This window comes from Endoryza foliicola (assembly GCF_050589245.1).
GTDB classification, from domain to species: domain Bacteria; phylum Bacteroidota; class Bacteroidia; order Chitinophagales; family Chitinophagaceae; genus Endoryza; species Endoryza foliicola.
The window spans coordinates 436192-462456 of record NZ_JBOBEW010000004.1; the positions used below are offsets into that span (position 1 = coordinate 436192).

The following is a 26265-nucleotide window of genomic DNA, read 5'->3' on the forward strand; positions in this document are numbered from 1 at the left end:
CATTGAATCATGAAATCAGAATCTTCTCAGCAACTCTTTAATGCAGGCATCGTAAAAGAAGCCTTGAAAGAGAGTTTTATAAAATTGAATCCTACCAAAATGATCAAAAATCCGGTGATGTTCACCGTATGGGTGGGAACATTGGTGATGATGGCTGTGTGTGTTTGGATTGCAGCCGGTGAGGCCAATCAAGGTGGTTTGCTCTACAATATCATTGTAACAGCCATTCTTTTCATCACCCTCGTATTTGCCAATTTCGCGGAAGCCATTGCAGAAGCTCGTGGTAAAGCGCAGGCCAATAGTTTGCGTAAGACCCGCGAGGAAACACCTGCAAAGCTGATACAGCCGGTGGGTGAAATGTATGTGAACGAGATCAAACGCGTTCCTTCTTCCCAATTAAGAAAAGGTGATGTATTCCTCTGTGAAGTAGGCGATATCATACCTACTGATGGAGAGATCATTGAAGGATTGGCCACTATTGATGAAAGCGCCATTACAGGAGAAAGTGCTCCGGTAATTCGCGAAGCGGGGGGCGATAAAAGCAGTGTAACGGGTGGTACTAAGGTGCTCAGCGATAAAATAAAAGTGAAAGTAACCACCGAACCCGGTGAGAGTTTTTTGGATAAGATGATCGCCTTGGTAGAAGGGGCATCGCGTCAGAAGACACCGAATGAAATTGCGCTGACTATTTTGCTGGCCGGATTTACATTGGTCTTTATCATTGTAACGGTTACCTTAAAACCATTCGGTGATTATGCACAAACACCCATTACCATTGCTGCATTTATATCACTATTTGTTTGTTTGATTCCCACTACCATTGGAGGATTGTTGTCGGCCATTGGTATTGCAGGGATGGATCGTGCCTTGCGTGCGAATGTGATCACCAAGAGCGGTAAGGCTGTGGAAACAGCCGGCGACGTAGATGTATTGCTGCTCGATAAAACCGGAACCATTACCATCGGTAATCGGAAAGCCACTCAGTTTCATCCGGCTCCCGGAGTTGAAGAATCAGCCTTTGTAAAAGCAGTGGTGCTGAGCTCACTCGCCGATGATACTCCGGAAGGAAAATCTATTTTAGAATTGGCGGGTGATTCGTATCGAAATATTTCGGTTAATGATCCGGTTTATATAAAGTTTACGGCTGAAACCAGAAGCTCGGGAATTGATTTTGAAGGACAGAGAATTCGGAAAGGAGCTTCTGATGCCATTCGTAATTTATGTGCCATTAAAGGCAATGAATTTCCAAAGGAAGTTGACGAAACCGTTCGGAAGATTTCAAGTAATGGCGGTACACCTTTGGTAGTTTCAAAAAATGAAAGCGTACTAGGTGTGGTAGAATTGCAGGATATTATTAAGCCGGGTATTCAAGAGCGTTTCGAGCGATTGAGAAAAATGGGAATTAAAACTGTGATGGTAACGGGCGATAATCCGCTTACTGCAAAATTCATTGCGGAGAAAGCAGGGGTAGACGATTACATTGCAGAAGCCAAGCCGGAAGATAAAATGAATTATATCCGCAAAGAGCAGCAGGGCGGCCGATTGGTAGCGATGATGGGAGATGGTACCAATGATGCACCTGCTCTTGCTCAGGCAGATGTGGGCGTTGCCATGAACAGTGGTACGCAAGCAGCGAAAGAAGCCGGTAATATGGTGGATTTAGACAATGATCCTACTAAATTGATTGAGGTAGTAGAAATCGGAAAGCAGTTGTTGATGACGCGTGGAACCCTTACCACTTTTAGTATTGCCAATGATGTAGCGAAGTATTTTGCCATTGTTCCTGCTTTGTTTATCAGCTCTATTCCTGCCTTGCAGCATTTAAACATCATGAAACTGCACAGCCCTGAATCTGCAATTTTATCAGCAGTTATTTTCAATGCCATCATTATTCCTTTGTTGATTCCTCTGGCATTGCGTGGAGTAGCTTACAAACCCATTGGTGCCAGTGCATTGTTGCGTAGAAATTTATTGATCTATGGTTTGGGCGGGGTGTTGATTCCTTTTATAGGAATCAAGTTGATTGATCTTTTTGTATCTCTTTATTTTTAAATCGAACACGATGAAACAACATTTCTATATGGCCCTTAAATTGACTGGCCTTTCATTTCTTCTTTTCTCATGCTTGTACACCGGAACTGTATGGGTGATTGCGCAGGCTACTCCCGACAAAGGGCAAGCCGAACGTGTAACCGTAAATGGCAAAACCATCTATAAAAATATCGGAGAGCGATTTGATTCTGATGAATATTTTTGGTCACGACCTTCTGCTGTAAATTACAATGCGGCCGGAGCAGCCGGTTCGAATAAAGGGCCCACCAATCCCGATTATTTGGCCACTGTTCAAGCACGTATTGACACCGTATTGGTGCATCACCCTTATTTAAAGAAAGAGCAGGTTCCATCCGATTTGGTAACCGCTAGTGGTAGTGGCTTGGATCCGCATATTTCGGCTGAAGCTGCAGCCGTACAAGTGCAACGGGTAGCCATGAAGCGTGGAATGAGCTATGAAGCGGTATCTGCTTTGGTGAAAAAATCGGAAGAGGGTTATGGAATTGGTCCGAAAGTTATCAATGTAAATACGTTAAATAGTTTACTAGATGAAACAAAGAACTAGTTTGGTGGGATTGCTGATGTTGCTAGTTCTTGCCGTGCAAGCACAGGATAGCAGTAGTTTTCATTGGTCAGGCTATGCAGACGTTTACTACAATTATGATTTTAATAAGCCGGTAAATCACACGCGTCCGGGGTTCATCTATTCTCAAAATCGTACTCAAGAGTTTGCACTCAACTTGGCGGCCATCAAGTTAAACTATGCGCAAGAAGGTATACGTGCTAATTTGGCCTTGGGTACAGGAACCTATATGAATGCGAACTATGCTGCTGAACCGGGTTTGTTGAAGCAAGTGCTGGAAGCGAATCTTGGTTTTGCCTTGGATCGAAAAAAACAGTGGTGGTTCGACGCCGGTATTTTGCCATCGCATATTGGATTTGAATCGGCTTATAGTAAGGATTGTCCCACTTATACAAGATCCTTGCAAGCAGACAATAGTCCTTATTTTGAAACAGGTGCGCGACTGAGCTATTCGAGTGCAGATGGCAAATGGTATGCAGCGTTGTTGGCTGTAAACGGTTGGCAACGAATTGTGCAGGTCGATGGAAATAACGGCGTAAGTTTTGGACATCAGTTAACCTATAAGCCAAACTCAAAATGGACCATCAATAGTAGTTCTTTTGTTGGAAATGATAAACCACAACAAACAAGAAAGACTAGGATATTTCACGATCTCTATGCTTCTTATACGGCTAATCAATATTGGACATTCTATGGTGGATTTGATATTGGATGGGAGCAAAAGCAAAAAGGAAGTTCAGCGTATTATCGATGGTCGAATGGAGTATTCATTGCGAAATATCAAATCAATAGTCAAAACGTAATTGCAGGTAGGCTAGAGTATTTCACGGATAAGAACCGGGTACTCATTTCAGAAGCAGCTCCGGTAGAATTGTGGGGATGGGGTGTGAACTACGATCGAACCATTTGGAAGAAGCTTCTATGGAGAACCGAGATCAGAAATTTGACGAATAAAGAGGCTTTGTTTTTGAACGACAATCAGTTGGTAAGAAATAGTCTTCAATTGATTAGTGGGATGTCGATCAATTTCTAAGCGCCTTGAATCGGGTGAATGAAACAGCGGAGTGCAAAGACCTAAAGCCTAAAGCCTAAAACCTAAAGCCTAAAGCCCAAAGCCCAAAGCCTAACCCCTAACCCCAAAGTTCAATGGAATCAAAAGATCAATCAGCCGCACATTTTTTAGACTTGCTCAAGAAGTCGAAGCGAGGCAAGTTTAAAGTGTACATTGGCATGAGTGCCGGTGTTGGGAAAACCTATCGGATGTTGCAAGAGGCGCATACCTTGCTAAAGAACGGGATTGATGTGAAGATCGCCTATATTGAAACTCATCACCGAAAGGAAACCCATGCATTGTTGGAAGGATTGCCTATCATTCCACGAAAGCAACTCTTCTATAAGGGAAAGGAACTGGAGGACATGGATTTGCAACAAGTATTGAACCTTCATCCCGAACTGGTGATAGTAGATGAACTGGCTCATACAAATATGGAAGGTTCCAAAAATGAAAAGAGATGGCAAGATGTGTTGGAGATATTAGAAGCAGGGATCAATGTGATCAGTGCCGTAAACATTCAGCACATTGAAAGTTTGAACGATGAGGTGAAAGCGATCACCGGTATTGAAGTGAAAGAACGGGTACCCGATCGGGTATTGGCCTTGGCAGATGAAGTGGTGAACATCGATTTAACGGCAGATGAATTGATCACCCGATTGAAAGAAGGTAAGATCTATGACCAAGCAAAAGTGGAGACAGCCCTTCGTAATTTTTTCAAAAGCGAGCATATTCTTCAGTTGCGTGAATTGGCATTGAAGGAGGTAGCAGCACAAGTAGAACGGAAGGTAGAATCAGAGGTGACCAAGGAATATGCATATAAGCATGAAAAGATATTGGCCTGCATTAGTTCGAATGAAGTAAATGCGAGAACGGTGATTCGGAAATCGGCGCGACTGGCCAATTATTACAATAGTAAATTCTATGTTTTATATGTGCAGCTTCCGGCTGAGAGTACGGATCGAATTCCGCTCGATAAGCAGCGACATTTGATCAATAATTTTAAGTTGGCTACTGAATTGGGGGGAGAAGTGTTGCGCGTGAATCATGAGAACATTGCTAGAGCGGTGATGGAAGTATGTGAGCAGAAGAGTATCACCACCGTTTGCATCGGTAAACCTCGTATTGGTTTGTGGAGCATTCTGGCTTCGGGGAATGTTTTCCTTAGTTTAACCAGAAAGCTGGCGCAAACCGAAATCGATTTGGTAATTTTAAGTTAGAATTAATCTTTATGCGGCTACGCAGTAAATTATACATCGCGATTGGATTTTTGTTCTCTTTGGTTGTTGCCTTGGGAGCACTGAGTATTTATTTTTTGAATCGTTCTAACCAAGACTCAAGATCGGTACTACAAGCAAATTTGAATTCCATTCGGTACATGTCCGATTTGTTTGATGAATTGAATCAAGTGCCTTTATCTGATTCCAATCATCATAAAATTGAAAAGCTGATTTCAAGTCAAGAGAAGAACATTACAGAAGAAGGGGAGAAGGAATTAACCACATTACTCCGAAAGAATTTCTCCGGATTGAAAACAGATTCCGGCTCGAAGATCCGAATGGAAGAAGTGGCCAATGATATTTTGCAATTGAATTCGGAAGCCATTCAGCGCAAAACAAATGCGATGGAAAGGTCGACTGAGAATGCATTGATCTGGCTTTCCTTTATTGGTGGTATCAGTTTTCTTTTGAGTTTTACTTTGTTTTTGAATTTGCCCGGGGCCATTGCCAATCCCATTGAAGAAATGATTGAAAGTGTAAGGGCCATTGCTTCGCAGGATTATTCGAAACGTTTGCACTTCAAAGAACATCATGAGTATTCCATTCTGGCGCAATCGTTCAATACCATGGCAGAGGAGTTGGAAAAATTTCAAGCCAGTAATATTCAAAAATTATTGGTAGAGAAAAGTAGAATTGATGCGTTGATCAATAACCTGCAAGATCCTGTGTTGGTATTGGATCAACAGAACAATGTGGTGTTTTATAATGATGCGGCAGAAAAGATTACAGCCGTTTCTCGCGATCAAATATTAGGAAAGTACATTCAGGATGTGGCGGTTAACAACGATTTGATCAGGGCGATGATCAAAGAATTGTTTCTTACTAAAACAGAGGAAGCGGCTTCTACTTTGAAAATTGCTGTGGAGGGGAAGGAACGATTTTACCAAAAACAACTTATACCCATTAAAGTAGCTAGAACCGGTGGGGAAACGGCAGAGCCCATGGGTACCTTGATTCTTCTACAAAACATTACTACGTACAAAGAATTGGATGTAGCTAAAACCAATTTCATCGCCACTGTTTCGCACGAATTGAAAACACCGATCGCTTCTATTCAATTGAGTACGCAATTACTCGATAATAAACGGATGGGGAATTTGAGTGATGAGCAGTCGCAATTGGTAAACAGTATCAAAGAAGACGCAGCTCGATTGTTGAAGATAACTTCGGAGCTATTGAACATGACTCAAGTAGAAACAGGTGTTATTCAATTGAAAGCGAGTGGAGTGGTGGTCAATGATATGTTGTTTGACTTGATTGAACGAAACAAGCTGATGGCGGAGTCTAAACAAATTCGAGTGGTGCGTGAATTTGTAGGAGAAACGGATTTGAAGATCTGGGCCGATGAAGAAAAGACCAGTTGGGTATTGAATAATTTGTTGACGAATGCGATCAAGTACAGTCCTGAAAAATCAGAAGTAAAAATTAAAGTGGAGAAAAAAGAGAAGCAGGTTTGGATTTCAGTGGTGGATCAGGGCAAGGGTATTCAGCCGCAGTATTTGGATAAGATATTTGACCGTTATTTCCGAATTCCCGGCTCGGAGAAAGAGGGCACGGGACTGGGTTTGAGTATTTGTAGGGAGTTTATGGAAGCTCAGGGTGGATCTATTTCAGTGAAGAGTGAGTATGGAACTGGAGCGGAGTTTGTTTTGAAATGTCAGGTGGCTGTTTAAGTTTTATATTTAGAGTTAATTGGTTTTAGAGTTCCCTTTACCGCAAAGTTTAAACGAACGCAAAGGTTCGCAACGGGGAGCTAAATCTTTGCGGACCTTTGCGTTCTTATTTACGTTGCGGTAGCGTAAGCAATATTAAACTTTGATTTCTTTGTATATTTATATTTCAAAATTGCTATATGAAGAAGCTATTGCTGCTCCTCGTTTTTTTCTCAACCACACAACTGCTTATGTCTCAGAACCGCGACGAACTCTATCGTCCGAAGATACATTTCTATCCTCCTAAGAATTGGATGAACGACCCGAATGGAATGGTTTATCACAATGGTGTTTATCACCTGTTCTATCAACACCATCCGGCTTCCAATGTTTGGGGGCCGATGCACTGGGGACACGCCGTTTCAAAAGACATGGTACATTGGGAGCACAAACCCATTGCCATATATCCTGATAGTATCGGAACCATTTTTTCCGGTAGCGCTGTAGTGGATAAAGACAATACCAGCGGATTCGGAAAGAACGGGCTGGTTCCGCTTGTTGCTATTTATACTCAGCACAACCAACAAAGAGCGGATGCAGGAACGAGTGATTTTCAAAATCAAAGCATAGCTTACAGTTTAGACAATGGTGAAACCTGGGCCAAGTATTCGGGCAATCCTGTTTTGAAAACGCCTGGTATTAAGGACTTCCGTGATCCAAAAGTGTTTTGGCATGAAGAAACAAAGAAATGGATCATGACCCTAGCAGTGGTGAATACCATTCATTTCTATTCTTCGCCGAATTTGAAAGATTGGACGAAGGAATCAGAGTTTGGTAAGGACTTGGGGGCGCATGGGGGTGTATGGGAATGTCCCGATCTTTTTTCAATGAATTTTGAAGGAAAAGAACAGTGGGTATTGTTGGTGAATTTGAATCCGGGTGGGCCTAATGGTGGTTCGGCAACGCAATATTTTGTTGGGGCGTTTGATGGTCATGAATTCAAAACAACGCAGAAAGAAGTGTTGTGGGCCGATTATGGTCCGGATGAATACGCCGGTGTTACTTGGTCGAACACAGGCAATAAACGTTTTTTTATTGGGTGGATGTCGAATTGGAATTATGCGAATCAAGTGCCCACTAGTGCTTGGAGAAGTGCATTTACCTTGACTAGAGAATTGAATTTGTTGAAAACGGATCAAGGGCTTCGCTTGCGTTCTTTACCGGTTAATGATTATGTATTGATTCGGGAGAAGGGGAATGTGTTGATGAATCAAAATCTTGAGAAGGGGATTGAGATCAACTTGCAATCGCAGGCGTATCGATTGGAGATACGTCAGGAGGATTTAAAGGACTTGAGGATTGTTCTTTCTAATGCGAAAGGAGAGGAGTTGGTGATTGGATATGATCCTGGTAAAAGCGAATACTTTATTGATCGTACTAAGGCGGGTGTGTCTGATTTCAATGCGGATTTTGCGAAGCGATTTACGGCGCAGCGTTTTTTTAAGCGAAAGGCGGGGTATTTGGAATTGTATTTGGATGCTACTTCAGTGGAGTTGTTTGCGGATCGGGGTGCAACGGTAATGACTACTTGCTTTTTCCCGACGGCTGCGTTTACTCAGCTGCGGATAAGTGGAAAGGGGACGGCGAATCATGTGGAATGGGAAGAGTTGAAGTCTATTTGGAAGTAGCGGATTCTTCAATTTTTGACTTAATAAAAATTCAATAGTTTATTTACAGCAACGAAACAAATGGCGCAAAGGTGCGCAAAGTAAGATAAATGAAATTAATAGTGGTAAGTTATAAAATGGTGTAACCCAGTCCGATTCTAAAATAATTCAAGTAAGCCTCACCGTTTGCATTGTTTGTTTGATAGTTGGTAAGGCCTTTGGCGTATCCCACTGAAAGGATTATCTTATTGTATTCAGCGGTTGCTTGAACTCTTGGTCTTATATCTAGAGAGGGTTTTTCAGGGTTCTGTGTAAATGTAACTTCGTTTTTAGATATTGTTGGTACAATGTATGTTGTTTTTGCCTTTAATTTTTGTGGAATAGCAAAATCTGCTCCTATTTTCAGCCCTAGTTTAAATCCGGAAATAGACTTAGTGTAACCAATATAGGGATTTAGGTTGACATATGTTCCCGTTAGCACCGTTTTACCATTGGCATCATATACTATTAAGACAATTCCAGCTTGAGTATAAGACACGACCTTCGAAGTTGTTGATATTGATTCAAAACCTGCTCCGATGCCTAAATCAATGTTTGATTTGAAGGTATAAGAGGCTTGCAATTCAACGCCGTAAGATGTACCTGAATTTCTGCCGTAATATTGATTTGCCAGTATTGTTGGACTAAAACCTATTGTATAGTTTGTTACTTGAGTAGCTACTGCACTTCCACTACCTTTAAAAGATGCAAATCCCGAGTTGCCCAAAACTCTTAGGTTCATTGATTGAGAAAGTGCCGGCAGGCTTAGTGTGCTTAATACAAAAAACACAATGATACGCATATTGAGAGAGTTTGAACAATAGACATTATTACGGTTGCAAATGCTGCTTTTATTGGCTTTGCGATGTATTATTCTTTTAGTTCATACATAAATGTGTTGTCAACAATTGACATTGGGTAGCGGTTGCTTTCGCTCCAATTGGTGCAAGCTTTCATGTATTCTTCCCATTTGTCTTTGGCCCAGTCGGGCGCTTGTTTTTCCCAAAGTTCTTTTGAAGGAAAGTACACATGTTCTACTCCCATGGTGAATTCAAACACTAGTTTTCCGGATTTACTGGTGGCTACTAGTTCTTCTTTCCAGCGGGGTGCAAAGTGAATGTAGTCCATGGTTGTTATTTATAATCTCCAAAAATCATATTGATAAATAGGAACAAAACGATCAAGATCCAAGGTCCTATTGCGAGGAGTAAAGTGATTTTGAAGTTTTGTTTTACGAACATATAGTAGGCGCCTGCTGCTGCAAGGGTGAGAAAGGCGATAGCATAGAAAAGAGTAGCACCTTTTGAATATTTACTGGTTTGTAAAATGCCGATTACATTCAATAGGAACCGCGTTCCTAGGTAGGCGTCGAATGCGAGAAATAGGGTGAGTAGGAGTTGTTTCATGGTTAATTAGAATTTACTAATTCTTTCTTTCGTACTTTTTTTTTGACCACGGATAACTCAAATTATAACAGATTCGCACAGATTAGCCTCTGATGTTCAAAGCGGCTTCACCGCGAAGATCGCAAAGCCCGCCAAGTTGTCGCAAAGAGCCTTCATCCTCTTTTCCATCTTGCCGAATCTCGATCTTTTTCTTTCACCGCGGCGGCGCAGCGTCCTTCGACTGTGCCTTCGGCCCGCCCTTCGACAAGCTCAGGAACCGCTCAGGACAAGCTCGCAGCGGCAACGCAGCGAATCCCCGTGCCTCTGTGCCTCCGTGGTTCTGTATTTCCTCCGTCTACTATCCTCCTTCCTCCCTCCTGTATTCCGGCTGTTTAATTCTTAATTCTTACTTCTTAATTATTAATTACTCCCTGTAATTCAACGCCGGTGCTCTATCTCCCAACAAAGCTTTGTATTGATAATCGCCTACTGATTTTTTGAATTCTTCGGTTGCTTTTGTGATAAGGTCGGGATTTAGGAACAAATCGATGGCAGTGTATACAAGAGTTTTGCTGGCTACCATCATTCCTTTTACGCCGATATCGGTTCCGCCGCATGCAACTGCTTGCCAGCTATGTGCCGGTGTGCCGGGAACCCAAGTAGCAGCGGATACGCCTACGGTGGGCACTACATAGCTCACATCGCCAACATCGGTTGAACCCATGTTTTTTTCTGCTCTCAAGGGTTTAACATATGCCGCTGAATCGATGGATGGAACTCTTCCCATAAAACTGGTTTGCAATTGTTTCGCGAATTCAATTTCAGCAGCAGTGTACTGAACGCCGCCGACTTTTTCCAAATTCGTTTGCGCAAGTTTTGCAAGGGTATTGTTGATGAGTAGATCGTGTGTGCCATCAATTACTTCGAAGTCCATTTTGGTATCTGTTCCCAATGCAGCTCCCTTTGCTGTGTTTACAACGCGATCGAAAATGCTGACTACTTGTGAACGCTCCGGATTTCTAACATAATAGAACACTTCCGCGAAATCAGGGATTACATTCGGTGCTTTCCCTCCGTTGGTAATTACATAGTGAATACGAGTTTCTTGAGGTACGTGTTCGCGCATCATGTTTACCATATTGTCCATGGCTTCTACGCCATCGAGGGCTGAACGTCCTCTGTCGGGCGCGCCGGCGGCGTGCGCTGAGATGCCATAGAAACGGAATTTCGCTGATTTGTATGCTAAAGCACTGGTGTAGGCTACTGAGTTTTCATCGCCCGGATGCCAGTGCAAAACAGCGTCTACGTTATTGAACAGTCCCGCTCTAACCAGATATACTTTTCCGCCACCACCTTCTTCAGCAGGACTTCCATATACTTTTACGGTCCCTTTTATTTTTCCTTCTTCAATTAATTTTTTTATGGCAATTCCGGATGCAACTGATCCTACGCCAAATATGTGATGACCACAACCATGTCCTGCACCTTTCCCTGCAATGGGATTTCGGGTGGGACTGTTGTCTTGCGATAATCCTGGCAGTGCATCGAATTCGGCGAGGATACCAATTACCGGTTTGCCGCTTCCATAAGTGGCTACAAAAGCTGTAGGCATGCCTGCAACTCCTGATTCTACCGAGAAGCCGTTTTCTTTTAGTTTGTTTTGAAGAAGGGTAGAACTCTTAGTTTCTTTGAATCCTACTTCTGCGTAGTCCCAAATAGTGAGGATCATTTTTTTATATTCCTCGTATTGCGCCTGTATAGATTTGGCCGATTCGGATTTCAATACCTCTACTTGTTTTGCATTGGGTTGTGCCAAAAGAGTGCCCGTTGAAAAGAGTAACATCGAAAAGAAAACCTGTTTCATCTGATTTGATTTGAAGGTGTGTGTATTACGGTTGGATGGAAGTTAAGGAAAGAATGCGAATCATAAAAAAAGCCGGCAGTTGCCGGCTTTTTCCTAAAGTATCTTAAATGAATCAAAAAAAGTTTTTTGATCAGTGTTTCCTTCTTTGTCAGGCTTCACGAATACCTGTGCCATAATGAGTTTGTTTTTTACTAAGTATAGCTGCACAACAATGGTGGCCACCCCATTTTGATAATCTATTTTTACTTGGCGACCGGAGTATCCTTTCATTTCTAAATTTTTAGATTCGAGCAATTGCCCTCCGGTATTTTTAAGCATCCCTTCAATTGATCCTTTAAAAAATGTTTCTAATCTATCTGTATATTTTGAATTCACAACCGTATCGGGATAATCGGTTTCATTGGTCATGTATAATAGAATGTCTTCTTTGTCGCCGTCTTTCGCCTCCAACATGTGTAGATTTAAAGTGAGTTCTCCTACAGCCGATGGAATTTGTTGTGTGCTAGCGGTTGGCTTATTTGGAAAACTTATTTCAAAAACCGGTGTGCTGAGCTTGTACCATGAGTTGGTTTGGCCAAACCCTGCAATTGAGATTAATAAGAAAGCGAGAACCGTAATTTGTTTCATGTAGTTTGAATTGTTTGGAATGGTAACTTACAAAAATTGGACAATACTACAAACTACTGTTTGATGTTTTAAACCGCTTTCAAATCCTTTCTCAATGCTTTGTAGAAGGATAATTGGGAATATTCTTTCCTAATACTATGTTCCGTTTCCCTTCCCATACACTGTCCTTTTTTTCTAAATGAAGGATTCCGGAACCGCATCTAAGTTCTTGTTTCGATACATATGATGGGGTTACTAAGCTATCATCGTCAAATACATAATCATCGATATAGTATTCATTGATAGTTGGTTCAATGATGGTAGCATGAATATGAGCGGGTGCGTCACGAGTGGGGTATACGCCAGGACGAATGGTGTAGATATCGTACCGGCCATTCAAATCCGATACTACCCAACCTCGAATGTATCCATGTGTTTGACCGTTTTCATTTGGAGGCATACTCCTCGGTTCATCCGGTTTGTGCAGATAGTGCCCTTCCTCGTTGGTTTGATAATAATAGAGTACCACGCCCTGAGCCGGTGTTACCCCATCTGATTGATAGATGGTTCCGGTGAGGTGGAGTCGGTTGATATTGCGTTTCCAGCCCGGACTGGTATCAACAGTTGCACATACTTTTGGGATTTTGGTGTAGGTGAATTCCGGGTTTTCAAAGGCGCCGCCAACCCTTGAATTATTTGGAGCCTGATTGTTTGAATTGGGTTGACTTTTGCAGGCGTATGCTAAGATGCAAACGCAAATGATACGAGTAAAAGTTGAAACAGTCATGGATGCTGTTTTGATGAGTGCTTTATTTTTTATTCAAGTAAGTTACAAAACCTGATGAATCGTTTGGTGTTAAAACTATCTTATGATTCGTAGTAAAAGCAACCAGAACAGCATCTTTTCTTCTAGTGGCATACCATGTTGTAACGCCGTATTTCACGTTGGCGAATTTCCCCCAATAACCAAAAACTCCACCAACACCAAAAGTGCGAATGGATTTGCGGAGGACAATGTTTTCAATTGGAACTACTTGTGCAATGCTAGAACGATCGTAGATTTTGTTTTTGAAGGGGCGCTTGATGATCAGTTCTGTATCTGTTATTTCATATCCGGTTGTGTGAAAACCATAGGTAACAAGAAAGAGTGCTAAATACAAACTTCCTGACAGCCCAATTGACCAATAGTTGATTTGTGTAAATGGAACTGTCTGAAAAACGATCAATATCAAAAGCAAACCGGCAACTGCTGTTGTGGTGATCTTTGAAAAAATATCGAGTGAGGCTTTGAAATACATGATATAAATGTACTGCTATTCTTCTTCTTCAACAGAAATTAAGCAAGTGGTTGTATGGGACAAGTTAATCCAATTCACTTTCCCGTCGCCATTCTTAAATAGGCGATCTCTTCCGGATTCGACAACTGCGTTTCCCAACATTTACTTGTAAGAAAATGATTCTTGACTGTTCGAGGTCGATTTTTTCTGTCTTTCTGAACTGATGCTGTTCGAGGTAGTTCTTTCCATTTTATCGCATAAATGATATAGTCTTTGTTTAGTTCAAATTCAAATCCGCATATATCCGGTGTTGTTAGAATTTTTACGTTTCTTCCGGTTTTGAAGGGTGCTTTGAATTCGTCTTGAACGATAACCGTAATTTCTAAATAGGTTTTGTTATTGGGTATCGAATCTTTGGTGTGATAGTCTTTTATGTCTACCACAGTTCCTCTTATAATGTAGTCAACATAGTCTTCTCTATGATGCAAGCTGGTGTCCGTTTTGGGAGGACAATTGCAAGGCTGTGCATTGGATTTTACAATGGCAAGCAGGCAGAACAAAACAAGGAGTATTTGTTTCATTTCACTATAATTTGATTAAGCAAAGCGTTCCATGGTTCTCCAATATTTGTCCTTGTACAAGGAGAATTCTACTTTAAACTGCGGATATTGTTTCTCTATGGCATCGAAATAGATAGAAGGTTTTCTAAAGTCTTTACAAGCAAAATATACTTTGCGTTGGTTTTGACCTGTTTCTCTTCCTAAGTTTAGGTAGCCATCTTCATCTTTCAATGATACCATGAATGCGTCTTCAATGGTGTTCAACAGTTGATAGTCGGTGTCAGTAGGCATTCCATTGCCTTCCGAACCATCATAATTAAAAGTGAGAACAGTCATCCAAGGGTGAGATGCTTTGCTGTCCCATTCCAATAATTCCGAGTTCAGGGCAGCCATCATGGGAGTTCCGTCCGGTGTTTCTGCTTCCAGCACGGAATAGGTGTCATTATCCGTATTGTAACGGATACCTTCGTATTTTTCGATGAATTCTTTTTTTCTCCAAGTAAGAAAGCCTTTCAACTTCTCAATGGGGATCAATTCTTCGGTGGCATTTTGTGGGGTAGTGAACTCCAGACTGTCGATGTCTTCCATCAAACTCAATTCTCCTAAGTAGTTATCGAGAAAAACATAGATGCCGTTTGAAATGGCTTCTTTGTTTTCTTCTGTCATATCGGAGTGAACAAACGTGAGGTCAATTTCGTCGGGATAATTCTCGTCTATATTTGAATAGAAGAAGATATTGTTTTTGTTGTAGCGTAAGCCCGACATGGCTATTTCTACATTCTCAATATCCAATTCCGGTTTTAACGCTGTAAGCTTCCAATTGGGCAGTGAGGGTGCTTCTGCAATGAGGGCTTCTACAAACGCAATGTTTTTTAAATTGCCGTCGGCTGTTACAATTAATTCGGCCGTATTTTCATCTTGCATGCCTGCAACAAAATAATAGCCTTCGCGGAGTTGATCGAGTTGATCGCTCATTTTGGCAAAAAAATCATTTTCTACATCGCCTTTGTTTTTCAATACTTTGAAAAACGTTTTTTCATTTTCTCGGAACCAAGCCCAAAATGCGGCATTGGAATCAATTACGGGCTGTTCTTTACTAAATAGTTTCTTCAGAAAACTCATGAAATCGGTCTAAACGGTTAAGGATGATTGCGGCAATATAATGCTAATTCTCTTAAAACCGGGTTAAGACTGGGTATCCAATTTCTTGGTATAACAGATGATGCGGTTGGCCTCTTTAAAACCGTGAGACTGATGAAATTGAATTCCCGAAGCATTGTTTAGTTCAGTATCGGAGGCCAGTACCGTACACCCTCTTTCAAGGGCCCAGGCCTCAGCATGCGCCAGTAATAAGGTGGCAACGCCGGTTCCTCTGTTTTCGGGAGATACATAAATGGCCTCCAGATAGGCGGTAGGAGATTCATCGGAGCCTTCTACATAATCGTAGCGGAGGGATACATGAACGAAGCCAATTGAATTGGATTGCTCTTTGGCGATGAAACATTGATGATTGTGGTTGTTAAGAAACGACCGATAGGCAAGGTCTTCTTCATGAAGTATAGAATCCGGAAATAACTGTTGATTTAGGTTTAGCAGTGCGTCATGATTTGACAGCATGTGTTGTTCGATCGTCATTACAAAACCTAATTTGTGGATTATTGAACAGCTTGGTATTTGAATCGAATCGTTCCTTCAATGCCCTGCATGTCGATGATCAGCGTGCTTGGAGAAAGTTCTGTCACATTTTTGATATAAGAAACGGTGTTGCAGTTATCGTTGATTTGAACCTTCATTCCCGGGAAAATTGTGTAAGAACCAAAGCAAATTTGATTGCTGCCTCGGTTAAAATATTCTTGGGTGAATTCTCCATTCACGGCAAATTGCAAAGTGTGTGAATCTTCAGATGGAATAGGGTTCCATTTAAATCCGCCTCCATTGAAATACCCATCGTAGACTTCTGTGAGTTGCCATTTGCCAATTAGACCATCGTTTACAACACCGTCTTTCTTAGCACAAGAACTAAGGAGGAGAACGATGGATATAAAAATGGTGCCGGTTATTTTCATGACAATTGCTGGTTGTATCAACGTGTTATGGACTAGACAAATGCGGACTTCTGGATGCTGCATCTTACCGAACTTATAACATTTTTTTGGGTCACTCGGTTCAAAGAACAGTTAGTTCCACAAGGTTCCGTGAAAGCCCAGTACGATACCCATCCAAAGACCTACCACGTAAATAATAAAGTTGGCAATATTGGTCAACCATTTCTGTGCTCCGCCTTTTGCACGCTGGAAATCAAGTACATAAAAAGCCAATCCACCCATGGCGCCGGCAAAGGGCAATACGATCAATGGCTGGATCATCCAGTACGAAGGCCATTCCGGCTTTGGATGATCAACGCTTAAGATGAAAAACAATGCCAGTGCTAAGGCAGGAATACAGCCCTGTAGCATGCGTTTTCCGGCAGCAGCGCCGTGTGGGGCATCGGTGATTGTTTTTAAGTTCATGGCTAAGTAGTTTAAAAAGTACTTTGAAATACAAAGTAATGCTATAAGAAGCAAAGCTCCAAATTTTTGCACCAGTTTTAAGAGCGATTTTAGTGCATGATTGGAATATTTTGAAGACGATCTGATTTGTCAACAATGATTTTCCGGCGAGAACTATTTTTAGCATGAATGGTGATTTACATTCATGCCGATGCTCGAAAACACGCTTCAACTTCGATGGTATTGCGGCTTATTGATGTAAAAGCCATTCGAGTGACTTCAAATTTCTGGAAGTTTTGAGTCTTAAGTTCGCTTATTCTAAGTCAAATTTTTGCACCCTTCGACACCCTTGTGCCATGAGCGTGAGCAATTTTTTTGAAGTACCTGCTTTCTGAGTGGCTTTGGTATTGTTTCCGTTTACTAGATAATACAGAGCAAATGATTCGTGTCTTTCCGGCTAAGCTTAAGATGAGAATAGTGATTGTAATTGTGATAAAACAGCTGAGGTATTGTTTAATTATTGACTTCGAAGAGCCTTTCCACCCGTAGGACGACGATTTCTTTTGGGTATCACTCAATTTTAGGGAGATCTTGGTTAATCTTATCAAGCAAAATGATGAGTTTTTTGATTTTTTGGGAAGTGGAGGGGGCTTTCAACCCACCTTCTGAACGAAATTTAATTTAGTGATTGATATGATCGATTTCAGCTTTTAAAAGCTTGATCTATTCGTTTTTATCAGTTCTAAATTTATCCAGATCTCCCATGAATTGGGATTCGTTTATCTGTTAAAGATAGTGGTTTGAACTAAGAGAAATGGGGTGCAATTTTCCAAATATTTTTTTCTTGATTTTGTGTACAAGATTCAAGTGTGGCCTACAATGCAGCTTAGATTGGGGTTGCAAGAATAACAACAGGTTTATTCCACAGGCTGTGCATATCATTCGAGTTGCTTTTTCTATTATTTCGCCAAATTAGTGTTAGATTTGATTGCTTCATAATTAACCATTCCAAAGAGCCGAGCCAAAAGTGAAGAGTGATCATTGAGTAACAGCAGAATTGATCAGTAAATAGTTACATTCAACTGCGCCGAATCAACATATGATGGAACAACAAATGCAAGCGTACGAAAGTATGCTTACGCTATAAAAAAAGCGGTCTCATTTTATTGAGACCACTTTAAACGAATTAATTCGCAAAGTTGATTGATGAGACTAGCGCCTAGGAAGCAAATAAGTCAAATCAGATACGACTGCGAATATGGAAGAAAGCGTGACCGAGGGGTCAGGTACCTTCTTTGCAAGGGGGGGAACGTGGGTTCGAATCCCACCGCTTTCTCTTTTCGAAGCACAATGTACTCAGAATTCGTATTAAAAGTACAATTCTTTGAAAAAATTGCGCTTCTAGGAAATGAACGGGTTTTCATGTGGATAGTCGGGTAATTCTTGGAGGATTTTCCTATTGGGAAACTCTCCAAGGAGGTAAGTTTTGGTACTAGATAATTATCAGTTCAGTGTCGGTCGACCCCCAAGATTACTTTGTTTTTTTTCCTAATAAAAAAAGTTGTAAAAACCTGTCTTTTTGTAAAAAGCTGAATATTTATTATAAAACAATTCAACCTTCTAACTAACAATTAAAAAAATGCACATGAACAAAGTAGTTGTAATTCATGGTTCGAGAAAACCTCCGGACAAATTTTTAACCGAAGGGCATCCGGTTAGTATGTCCATTTTAGCCTTATGGCAAACATCAAAAAGGGGAAGATTACCCCAAAAAAAGAAAACCCGTCCTGCAGATGCAAGAACGGGACTGTTTTTACTCCGTTTATTGTCGTGAAAGGAAAACGAATTGACCATCCTAAAGGTGGAGTATTCAAGTTTCCTTGTTCACGTTGTGGGCAGTAAAAGGGTTATTCAGGCACTTTTACGTCCTAAGCTCCTCGAAAAGTCGGGGAGCTTTTTATTTCCACACATTTAAACCAAAAACGGAAAAAATTTTACTCGGGTTAAAGTGCAAGTATAATACTTCTTCCTGATTAAGAAACTACCATACAAGGAAAATATTGTCTCCAAACTTAAATTCTTGATCTTACACAATTAAAAATCAGCTAATTATGTATGTTTTCTAACTGAAGTTAAAAATTCGATGAATTGACCATACTGGGGGTGCTGGTACTGTCCTCCGAACTCATTATCCAGCTTTTTACCGAATGCTGAAGAGTCGATTCCCTCCTTTCCAAAGTGTCCTGTATCATACGGATGCTTTCGAGCTTCCTTGGACATTTCAGAATCTTTGTCGCTATAAAGAAAGGCCATATATATAGCCATTTTACTTATGGACATTTTTTTGTCACGGTTTTCATCCTCCAGATGCTTTACGTAAACCCTTGAAAGTTCAGCGAAGTCCACTCTGTTTTTCTTTAGTAACTCAAAAAAAAACAAAGTTGATGCGATTGAGGTCCAATTTCAGGCATTCTTCAAGTGCTTTTTCGTGTCCAATCATTAAAGAAGTCGATGAATTATTGATTTGATTTCGGTAGGGTATCTCTCAGGTCCAGCTAGCCACCGTTTTTTTGTTTGGCGAATTTGTTTTGCGGAAAATGGTGATCAAAAAATAGGTTGAACACAATGCCGTTTTTTTCCCAATTCAAGATCCAATGAATTTTTTCTATATGCGGCGCCTTCTAGAGCAAGCACAGGAATGATAAGAAATGCGAAGAGAGAATGAAGAAGTAGTTTTTTGAACATACGTCGGGTATTGTAGCTTATTGATGTAGAAGCCATTTTATTCTCTTCCAATTATACAGATAGTGAACCACCCAGAATATGCTAAATAAGAGGGTCCAAGGCATCGGTTTTATTTGATAAAGCATGAATGAAGCAATACTGAACAGCATCAATTCATAGCAGAGTCTTAACCACCCCGGTATCGCTATCGGCGCTTTGCCGGGATCGCCCTCCACGCGGAATACGCCCCAAATAGTAGCGGCAAGGATAGGGAGACCAATTCCAACTATCGGCTTTAGCGCTCCTTCAAATTGATTCCAGCCCCAATTTGAAAATATGATCAATAAAAGTATCTCAAGCAGAAAGCGCAAGGCATGATTTAATGTAACGATCCCTTTCATATTTGATCTGTCAGATTTTTTTCTTTCTAAATACATATGAAAACTTCACATCAAGGGAGGGGTACAGGGTTCCAAACAGAAAATCTGCATCAATGGCATATCCAATTCCGGCGCGCGTGTTGATGGTCCACCTGCGGGCAATGGATCTTTGCATTCCCCAATGGATATTGTATAAAAACCCGGGGTAGGTATTGTATCCATTGATGGCTCCAACAAATTTCGCCATTGCACCGATGTAGTTACCGGCATTCAAATCACTGCTCTTCCCTTTACGAGCCCTTTTCGGTAGATTGAAATAGAACTTAGGTTGTATGGAAAAGTATGGTCCGATTTCATTTAAATAGTATTCCAGGGTGCCTTCGGCTATATAATAAGCGCCGCCCAAGCCGGCACTGAGTTCCATGGTAGTATAGTTGCCTAGTTTGGGTTCGTAAGTAAACCCTAACCCATTTAGGCCAATGTCAATTTTTGAGAGGCTGGTTAAGTTTGATTTGAATTGTGCTGTACCTGTGAAGGCTGCAATACAATAAAATAATGAATGAATGTATTTCATAAGCAGGCCGATTTATGGTGGTGGTTGTTACAAGATACAATCTAAGTACGATCTACAAAGTTAAGGGGTCTTTAATTTTTGAGTGTAAAAACATCGTAAGCATAGCGTATTATCATGATGCCAACAATAATAAGGAATACGATCCGCACGAATCCATTACCCCGCTTCAACGCCATTTTTGTTCCAAGTATATTCCCTAGCACGTTGAAAGCAGCCATTAGAATTGCTACTGAAAGAAGATAGTTCCCTTGTTTGATGAATACCAATAATGCTGAGAAATTGGTGAAGCAGTTGACTATTTTCGCATAAGCGGAGGCGTGAAGAAAATCGAATCCCAAAATCACTACAAATCCGAGTACTAGGAAACTGCCGGTTCCCGGTCCAAAGAAACCATCGTAAAATCCTACCACTATTCCTATGAGCGCGCCATATAGTAAAAGTTGACGGGTAGGGAGGGATTTGGTTTTTTCAGCTCCTAACTCTTTTTTGAAATAGGTATAAATTGCTATCGAAATCAAGATCACCAAAATCACCGGTTTTAAGATGGATACATCCAATTTGCTGACGGCTTTCGCGCCAAGATAGGAAGCTCCAAAAGCAGCCAAGGAGATAACGAGTAGTAGGGCGGGATTGAATCGGATTCTTTTGGCATAGCCGAATGCGGCAACGGAAGTACCTGAAAAAGCAGCGATCTTATTTGTGCCAAACAGCGTAGCAATGGGCTCTTTAGGGAAATTGATCAAGAGGGCAGGCAATTGAATGAGGCCTCCTCCACCCACCACAGCATCTAAGAATCCCGCAATGAAAGCCAGACCCGTTATTGCGATAAGAGTGTACAGCGGTATTTCATCTAAAATAGAAAGTAAGATCATAGGGTTCTTGCTTAGAGTAGTGCGATGAATGGGTCGTGGTCTTTATCTTCCACCCATACATATTCAATTTCGGTTGCTAGTTTTCATGCGAACTCGATTCCCTCTCTTTCGGCCAAGAAACCGAGGGTCATGTCCATACCCGCTGTTACACCTGAGGAAGTATAATACTTGCCATCTTTTACCCATCGTGCTTTTTCATTCCAATGAACTTTTTCCCCAACACTCATCACCCATTTGAAGGCGATCTTATTGGTAGTAGCATGCTTGCCATCAAGCAATCCTGTTTTTGCGAGCAGGGAAGTTCCTGTACAAACGGTAAGTACGTATTGACAGGAGCTTGCAATTTGACGAATGAGAGCAATCAAAGCATCGTTGTTCACTTCTTTCCTTGTGCCATATCCGCCGGGGATAAGGAAGAGTTCAATATCATTGAGGCAGTCTGCTAGTTTTAGTGTAGGGGTAGAAACGCCGTGGTTATTCGAAACCAATCCTCCATTTAGCGAAACAAACTTAATTGGATAGCTGTCTTTCCTTCTCCCAAATAATTCTACCGGCCCGAATACATCGAGTGTTTCGAAATCATCAAAAAGCAAAACGGTTACGTTCATTGACTTTGTTTAAAGGATTAAAATTAGGTCAATTCAATCGAACGATTGCAAGCCATTTATGCTACATCATTTTAGGTATTTTCTATCGCGGGTTAAGAGAGCAGTTTTGTGATACAAATTTATCAATCATGAAACAATCACTGCTTTTAGTTTACTGCCTGTTAACTTGCATAATACTTGCAAGTTCCTGTTCTAAGAAATCGAACACTACTTCGGATCCAATGAATGGTGTAACACCATTACGCACTTCGATTGCAACAAAATATCCTGCCGATACCATTTATACCATGCCATCCAATATTGGAAATCATGGACTGAAATTTCATGCAACCTGGCCGGGTTCCATTACCCAATTGGGCTGCCGCATGCCAACTCCCGGTACTTATGAAGTAATATTGTTCGACTACGATGCAAACACGCTTATTGCCAAAGCGAATGTAGTAGTAACAAATGGAAATGATTTTGCGTATACGCCAATTAGTAGTGTGTCCATAGTGGTGAATAAATTTTATGTGGTTTCTGTGAACAATGCCAGCAATGGTGTGGGACAGCGATACTTTCAACTCTTTAAAAAACCTACCACTATCTACAGTATTTATCCATTTAGAGTGAAGCAAATTACCATTGACATGCCATTTTCCAGTACAGGCAATTCATCCGTTTTTCCGAGAAGTAATAATATCAGTGATTATCCTTTTATTAGGGGCGTGCCTGATTTCGTATTTGAACCCGCGGCGAGATAGTATATAGTTAGAGCAGTGTTGAGAAGGTGTTGGGAACTACTTGGGTTGAGTTGTTGAGTTATTTAGTTCTTTAGTTTTTGAGTGTTGGCATCAGTAATAGTTTGGTGTAATAGTTCTTCTGGAGAGATCGAAATGTGGGTAAGACCTAAGTTTAGAAGAAGCACTCCGGGTTTTCAATCATTTTACTCTACCGCAAAGAAAAAAAGCCCTTCGACAAGCTCAGGGACCACGCAAAGGTACGCAACGTAAAACGCTGCGTCTGCCAGCGCTGCGTTACCGCTGCGGACGCTGCGAGGTTCCTGAGCGAACCGAAGGTTCAGTCGAAGGGCCGCCGCGGTAATAATCAATTGTAAAGAAGTTGCCAGTGTGGTTAACTGTAAATTTAGAGGCTAATCTGTGCCAATCTGTAATAATCGGTGTTATCAGTGGTCAAAAAAAGGATGTTTGCTACAGCCTCTCTTTGTGTAACTTTTCCACCTTCTCTAACCTTTGCGAATTCAAAGCAGCGCAGCTGCGCAAAACTCAAAAACTCAAAAACTCAAAAACTTACAACTCATAACTCATTACTCCCTACTTTTGCTCCAAACTACTTACCATGCATCCCAAAGCCGACGCCTATATAGCCAAAGAAAAACAATGGCAGAAAGAATTTGAACTAATGAGATCCATTGCCCTCGAAACCGGAATGGAGGAGGATTTCAAATGGGGACATCCTTGCTACACTTACAACGGAGTGAATGTGACTCTCATTCACGGCTTTAAAGAATATTGTGCTTTTTTATTATTTAAAGGAGCATTGATGGGCGATCCAAACGGAATTTTAGTACACCAGTCGAAGAACGTGCAATCTGCCCGTCAAATTCGATTCACCAATGTAAAAGAAATTCAAAAATTGAAGAAAGTACTGCTTTCTTACTTGTATGAAGCCATTGAAGTGGAGAAAGCAGGATTGAAAGTAGCGTTGAAGAAAACATCGGAATATGAAGTGCCGGAGGAATTTCAACAACAGTTGAATAAAAGTGCAAAATTGAAAAAAGCATTTGAAGCACTCACGCCTGGCCGACAAAGAGCCTACCTTCTTTTCTTCTCATCAGCCAAACAAGCAAAAACAAGAGAAGCGAGAATTGAAAAGCATTTAAAAGATATCTTAGCAGGAAAAGGGTTGAACGACTAATTTTAACGCATGAGTATTGTTCAAAAATTTCAGCAGGCACTCGAATTGCAATTCAGCGCTAAGGGTGTAAATGCCCCGCGATTGAATTCAGGTGCGTCTTTAGATGCATTCTCCGCTATAGAATCATTGATTCAAGAACCGCTTCCCTTAGCCTTTAAGGAACTGTATGAGTTTGCGGATGGTCAGTCAGCAGAAGACGAGCCGGCTTTTTTAGGCGATGGTTTTATGAGCTTGCAACAGATCACTCAGCAACTTCAATTTTCATGGAGTTTGGTAAAGCCTACCAACAGACAGATCTCTGATCCGGAACGATCTGAACAACTAATTCGAGCCATTATCGCATTTTATACGAGCAAAGCTCCAAAGGGGAAGCTGTTTGGATTGAAGAAGGCCTGGTACAAGATGGAGTTCAGTTGTGGTGATGGATCATTCGGTGGACCTTATTTGTATGAAACCGAAACTACGAGTTCGAAGGAAAGAACAATTCTTAAAATAGATTTCACAGACTATCAGAAAATAACCCCCACCATTCAAGCACTTAAGAAACTAGAAGAATCGAGCTTTAATTGGGACGAACTGGAATTCGTGTTGTTTGAAAATGGACATTATACGGTGGAACGAAAAGATTATAATTTGAACGATCCGGGAAACTTCAGTTCGGTGCCGGAAGGGGCGGTAAAGCGCATTTATTTTCACTACAAATGGCTTCCTTTGTTTGAAGATTTTGGAGGCAACTATATCGGCATTGATCTCGATCCCGATACTGCAGGTCAAAAAGGACAGGTCATCGTTTTCGGTCGTGATGAAGAGGTGCTCACTGTTTTAGCTCCAAGTTTGGATGCTTTTTTTGATAAAGTATTGGCAGACTTGAACAGCGGATCTTCAGTACTCTTGCAATCAGAGCGCCATGTTCACGATTTATTGAGAAAATTGTAATGAATACTCTACTAGAAATTGCCTCTCTTGAATTTTTTGTAAAATTCTTCTCGGTAAGACTCTGAGATTGGGATGTTGGTATTATGGATCTTTATCTCGTGCCGTTCAACGGATTCTATTTTGTCAATATTCACCATATAGGATTTATGAACACGTGCCATTTTTTCTTTCGATAGAGAGGATTCGAATTCTCGAAAGGTTTCGAGTGTCATGATTTGTTTTGTAATGGTGTGTAGTTTTCGATAGTCGCGCACTCCTTCAATATAGAGCAACTCACTGTAGTTTACTCTTTCTAATTTATGCCCCGATTTTACAAAGAAAAATGCTTCTTCTTTTACTGTTTTCTTCTGTTCAATTCTTTGCAATCCTTTTTGAACGGCTTGTTGCAAGCGTTCCTTGGAAAAGGGTTTCAGCAGATAATCGGTTACGTTCAGTTCGTATCCCTTTAACGCATATTCATGGTGTGCCGTAGTTAAAATAACTGCTGCATCAATGGGTACACTTTCTAGTAGCTGAATACCATTCAGTCCTGCAACTTGTATGTCTAAAAACACCATACCAATATCATTGGTTTTGATGTACACCAATGCTTCTAAACTGTTTTCGAAAGCAGCCACAAGTTCCAAATCCGGAATGGTTCGGATATAAGCAGCTAATTTTTGCTGCGCCAAAGGTTCATCTTCTATGATGATGCATTTAACTGCCATGTTTCAATTCAATTTTTACTTCATAAGAAGTTTCAGTGTCGTTCACTGATATCGTATTTTTTTGAGGATAGAGGAGCTGTATCCTTTTCTTCGATAGCTCGTTTCCTATTCCTTTGGTGCCTTCCAACTTAGTAATTTCTTCTTTCTGATTCGAGCACGTGAATATCAGTTGATCTGCGGTTACCGAAAAATGAACGTTTATGCCAATCCCGATTTTCGATCTGGCTCCATGCTTGAATGCGTTTTCTATGAAAGGTAAGAATAACATTGGTGGAATCATGACCTCTTTTATTGGGCCATTTACTTCGAAATGCACAAAATTGGGATTACTGTAGCGAATTCGTTGGAGTGAAAGGTATTTTTCAATGTATTGAATATCCTGTTCTAATGGAATAAATGGCAATTTCGTTTCGTACAATAGACTACGCATAATATCCGAAAGGTTACGGATGTATTCGGATGCTTTTTCTGCGTCTGTTGTGAGTAAACTATCAATATTGTTAAGGGTATTGAATAGGAAATGAGGATCGATTTGACTTTTAATGAGTTCTAATTCCGTTTGCAATTGCTTTTTTTCAATTTCTTCGCGTTGCTTTCGTTCACTAACCCAACTAATGAATCCTCTGATGATCAATGCAATGACTCCGTTTACGAGCGCATTGAACGACATGATACCAATGATCACCGGTTGAAAGAAAACTGATTTTGCAGAGAAGTTTGGATTCAATAGCGAGGGCATTTGTAAGAAGCCGGCACCTATAAAAGCTGCAATAACGGATGCTATAATGGCAAATACAATCACTAAAAGGTATTTTTTGGTTGCTAGAAATCGGGGGAATATCCAACTGTAAAATCCATAGAAGCTAAAGATGGCAGGAATCACGGCGAATCCTATCATCAAGGTAAAAAGCATTTGGCGTTGCCCGGGTACGGGCTTGGATTGCAGTTGCATTCCTATGAGAAAGGCAATGAATACCAAGATCAGCAGGCAATACATAATCCAGTAGCCAATGTGTATGAGCACTTTTACCGTTCTCGACAT

Annotated in this window: 28 protein-coding genes and 1 tRNA gene; 10 read left to right on the forward strand and 19 right to left on the reverse strand. The window is 41.0% G+C overall.

Features of this window, described 5'->3' with window-relative positions:
* Positions 1 to 9 precede the first annotated feature (9 nt).
* The 6 genes from kdpB (at position 10) to ACQ2HE_RS11620 (ending at position 8306) form a co-directional block, all read left to right on the forward strand.
* Entirely contained in the window at positions 10 to 2052 is a 2043-nt protein-coding gene (gene kdpB / locus ACQ2HE_RS11595; protein ID WP_430899306.1) for a potassium-transporting ATPase subunit KdpB, read from the forward strand.
* Between the two features lie 10 nt (positions 2053 to 2062).
* Positions 2063 to 2617 carry a potassium-transporting ATPase subunit C gene (locus ACQ2HE_RS11600; RefSeq protein ID WP_430899304.1) on the forward strand — a complete coding sequence of 185 codons (555 nt, stop codon included), beginning with the start codon at positions 2063 to 2065 and terminating at the stop codon, positions 2615 to 2617.
* Positions 2601 to 3668 (forward strand): porin, encoded by a 1068-nt coding sequence (locus ACQ2HE_RS11605; protein WP_430899302.1) that lies wholly within the window; start codon positions 2601 to 2603, stop codon positions 3666 to 3668. The genes ACQ2HE_RS11600 and ACQ2HE_RS11605 overlap by 17 nt, the downstream gene beginning before the upstream one ends.
* Positions 3669 to 3781: 113 nt before the next feature.
* Positions 3782 to 4906 carry a sensor protein KdpD gene (locus tag ACQ2HE_RS11610; protein ID WP_430899300.1) on the forward strand — a complete coding sequence of 375 codons (1125 nt, stop codon included), beginning with the start codon at positions 3782 to 3784 and terminating at the stop codon, positions 4904 to 4906.
* Positions 4907 to 4917: 11 nt separating this feature from the next.
* Positions 4918 to 6639: a sensor histidine kinase gene (locus ACQ2HE_RS11615; protein WP_430899298.1), complete on the forward strand. Its 1722-nt coding sequence runs from the start codon at positions 4918 to 4920 to the stop codon at positions 6637 to 6639.
* A gap of 179 nt (positions 6640 to 6818) precedes the next feature.
* Complete coding sequence (locus ACQ2HE_RS11620; protein ID WP_430899296.1) at positions 6819 to 8306, forward strand: glycoside hydrolase family 32 protein; 1488 nt, start codon at positions 6819 to 6821, stop codon at positions 8304 to 8306.
* Positions 8307 to 8415: 109 nt separating this feature from the next.
* Here the strand turns inward: ACQ2HE_RS11620 and ACQ2HE_RS11625 are convergent, their stop codons facing one another.
* From ACQ2HE_RS11625 to ACQ2HE_RS11680, 12 genes are all read right to left on the reverse strand, one after another.
* Positions 8416 to 9126, reverse strand: a complete 711-nt coding sequence (locus ACQ2HE_RS11625) for a hypothetical protein (protein ID WP_430899294.1) — start codon at positions 9124 to 9126, stop codon at positions 8416 to 8418.
* Between the two features lie 68 nt (positions 9127 to 9194).
* Complete coding sequence (locus ACQ2HE_RS11630; protein ID WP_430899292.1) at positions 9195 to 9452, reverse strand: hypothetical protein; 258 nt, start codon at positions 9450 to 9452, stop codon at positions 9195 to 9197.
* 5 nt (positions 9453 to 9457) lie between these two features.
* Complete coding sequence (locus ACQ2HE_RS11635; protein ID WP_430899290.1) at positions 9458 to 9730, reverse strand: hypothetical protein; 273 nt, start codon at positions 9728 to 9730, stop codon at positions 9458 to 9460.
* A gap of 403 nt (positions 9731 to 10133) precedes the next feature.
* On the reverse strand, positions 10134 to 11573 hold the full coding sequence (locus tag ACQ2HE_RS11640) for an amidohydrolase (RefSeq protein WP_430899288.1): 1440 nt from the start codon (positions 11571 to 11573) through the stop codon (positions 10134 to 10136).
* Between the two features lie 93 nt (positions 11574 to 11666).
* Complete coding sequence (locus tag ACQ2HE_RS11645; protein WP_430899286.1) at positions 11667 to 12200, reverse strand: hypothetical protein; 534 nt, start codon at positions 12198 to 12200, stop codon at positions 11667 to 11669.
* Positions 12201 to 12291: 91 nt separating this feature from the next.
* Positions 12292 to 12966, reverse strand: a complete 675-nt coding sequence (locus ACQ2HE_RS11650) for a dioxygenase family protein (protein WP_430899284.1) — start codon at positions 12964 to 12966, stop codon at positions 12292 to 12294.
* Between the two features lie 22 nt (positions 12967 to 12988).
* The gene (locus ACQ2HE_RS11655; RefSeq protein ID WP_430899282.1) at positions 12989 to 13477 is read right to left on the reverse strand and encodes a PH domain-containing protein; all 489 of its coding nucleotides are present in this window, start codon (positions 13475 to 13477) and stop codon (positions 12989 to 12991) included.
* Between the two features lie 74 nt (positions 13478 to 13551).
* On the reverse strand, positions 13552 to 14037 hold the full coding sequence (locus tag ACQ2HE_RS11660) for a hypothetical protein (protein WP_430899280.1): 486 nt from the start codon (positions 14035 to 14037) through the stop codon (positions 13552 to 13554).
* A gap of 15 nt (positions 14038 to 14052) precedes the next feature.
* Positions 14053 to 15138, reverse strand: coding sequence for a DUF695 domain-containing protein (locus tag ACQ2HE_RS11665; protein WP_430899278.1), 1086 nt, complete (start codon positions 15136 to 15138; stop codon positions 14053 to 14055).
* A 63-nt stretch (positions 15139 to 15201) separates the two neighbouring features.
* Positions 15202 to 15651: an aminoglycoside 6'-N-acetyltransferase gene (gene aac(6'), locus ACQ2HE_RS11670; RefSeq protein WP_430899276.1), complete on the reverse strand. Its 450-nt coding sequence runs from the start codon at positions 15649 to 15651 to the stop codon at positions 15202 to 15204.
* A 20-nt stretch (positions 15652 to 15671) separates the two neighbouring features.
* A complete protein-coding gene (locus ACQ2HE_RS11675) occupies positions 15672 to 16082 on the reverse strand; it encodes a hypothetical protein (RefSeq protein WP_430899274.1) in 411 nt (136 codons plus the stop codon).
* Positions 16083 to 16193: 111 nt separating this feature from the next.
* Positions 16194 to 16526 (reverse strand): hypothetical protein, encoded by a 333-nt coding sequence (locus tag ACQ2HE_RS11680; protein ID WP_430899272.1) that lies wholly within the window; start codon positions 16524 to 16526, stop codon positions 16194 to 16196.
* Positions 16527 to 17769: 1243 nt separating this feature from the next.
* On the opposite strand from ACQ2HE_RS11680, the gene ACQ2HE_RS11685 reads away from it, so the two are divergent.
* Positions 17770 to 17841: transfer RNA gene (locus ACQ2HE_RS11685), tRNA-Ala, on the forward strand.
* Between the two features lie 773 nt (positions 17842 to 18614).
* Here the strand turns inward: ACQ2HE_RS11685 and ACQ2HE_RS11690 are convergent.
* The 5 genes from ACQ2HE_RS11690 to ACQ2HE_RS11710 all read right to left on the reverse strand — a co-directional run bounded on the left by ACQ2HE_RS11690 (position 18615) and on the right by ACQ2HE_RS11710 (position 21663).
* On the reverse strand, positions 18615 to 18911 hold the full coding sequence (locus ACQ2HE_RS11690; protein WP_430899270.1) for a hypothetical protein: 297 nt from the start codon (positions 18909 to 18911) through the stop codon (positions 18615 to 18617).
* 356 nt (positions 18912 to 19267) lie between these two features.
* Positions 19268 to 19630, reverse strand: a complete 363-nt coding sequence (locus ACQ2HE_RS11695; protein ID WP_430899268.1) for a YrdB family protein — start codon at positions 19628 to 19630, stop codon at positions 19268 to 19270.
* A gap of 10 nt (positions 19631 to 19640) precedes the next feature.
* Positions 19641 to 20183, reverse strand: coding sequence for a hypothetical protein (locus ACQ2HE_RS11700; RefSeq protein ID WP_430899266.1), 543 nt, complete (start codon positions 20181 to 20183; stop codon positions 19641 to 19643).
* 71 nt (positions 20184 to 20254) lie between these two features.
* On the reverse strand, positions 20255 to 21055 hold the full coding sequence (locus tag ACQ2HE_RS11705; protein ID WP_430899264.1) for a sulfite exporter TauE/SafE family protein: 801 nt from the start codon (positions 21053 to 21055) through the stop codon (positions 20255 to 20257).
* 83 nt (positions 21056 to 21138) lie between these two features.
* On the reverse strand, positions 21139 to 21663 hold the full coding sequence (locus tag ACQ2HE_RS11710) for a DJ-1/PfpI family protein (RefSeq protein WP_430899262.1): 525 nt from the start codon (positions 21661 to 21663) through the stop codon (positions 21139 to 21141).
* Positions 21664 to 21791: 128 nt separating this feature from the next.
* Between ACQ2HE_RS11710 and ACQ2HE_RS11715 the strand changes: the two genes are divergently transcribed.
* The 3 genes from ACQ2HE_RS11715 to ACQ2HE_RS11725 all read left to right on the forward strand — a co-directional run bounded on the left by ACQ2HE_RS11715 (position 21792) and on the right by ACQ2HE_RS11725 (position 24516).
* Positions 21792 to 22406 (forward strand): hypothetical protein, encoded by a 615-nt coding sequence (locus ACQ2HE_RS11715; RefSeq protein ID WP_430899260.1) that lies wholly within the window; start codon positions 21792 to 21794, stop codon positions 22404 to 22406.
* A gap of 595 nt (positions 22407 to 23001) precedes the next feature.
* Positions 23002 to 23580: a YdeI/OmpD-associated family protein gene (locus ACQ2HE_RS11720; protein WP_430899258.1), complete on the forward strand. Its 579-nt coding sequence runs from the start codon at positions 23002 to 23004 to the stop codon at positions 23578 to 23580.
* 9 nt (positions 23581 to 23589) lie between these two features.
* On the forward strand, positions 23590 to 24516 hold the full coding sequence (locus ACQ2HE_RS11725; RefSeq protein ID WP_430899256.1) for an SMI1/KNR4 family protein: 927 nt from the start codon (positions 23590 to 23592) through the stop codon (positions 24514 to 24516).
* An 11-nt stretch (positions 24517 to 24527) separates the two neighbouring features.
* Here the strand turns inward: ACQ2HE_RS11725 and ACQ2HE_RS11730 are convergent, their stop codons facing one another.
* Together ACQ2HE_RS11730 and ACQ2HE_RS11735 are read right to left on the reverse strand one after the other, a co-directional pair.
* Positions 24528 to 25223 carry a LytR/AlgR family response regulator transcription factor gene (locus ACQ2HE_RS11730; RefSeq protein WP_430899254.1) on the reverse strand — a complete coding sequence of 232 codons (696 nt, stop codon included), beginning with the start codon at positions 25221 to 25223 and terminating at the stop codon, positions 24528 to 24530.
* Entirely contained in the window at positions 25213 to 26265 is a 1053-nt protein-coding gene (locus ACQ2HE_RS11735; RefSeq protein WP_430899252.1) for a sensor histidine kinase, read from the reverse strand. Before ACQ2HE_RS11735 ends, ACQ2HE_RS11730 begins: the two co-directional genes overlap by 11 nt.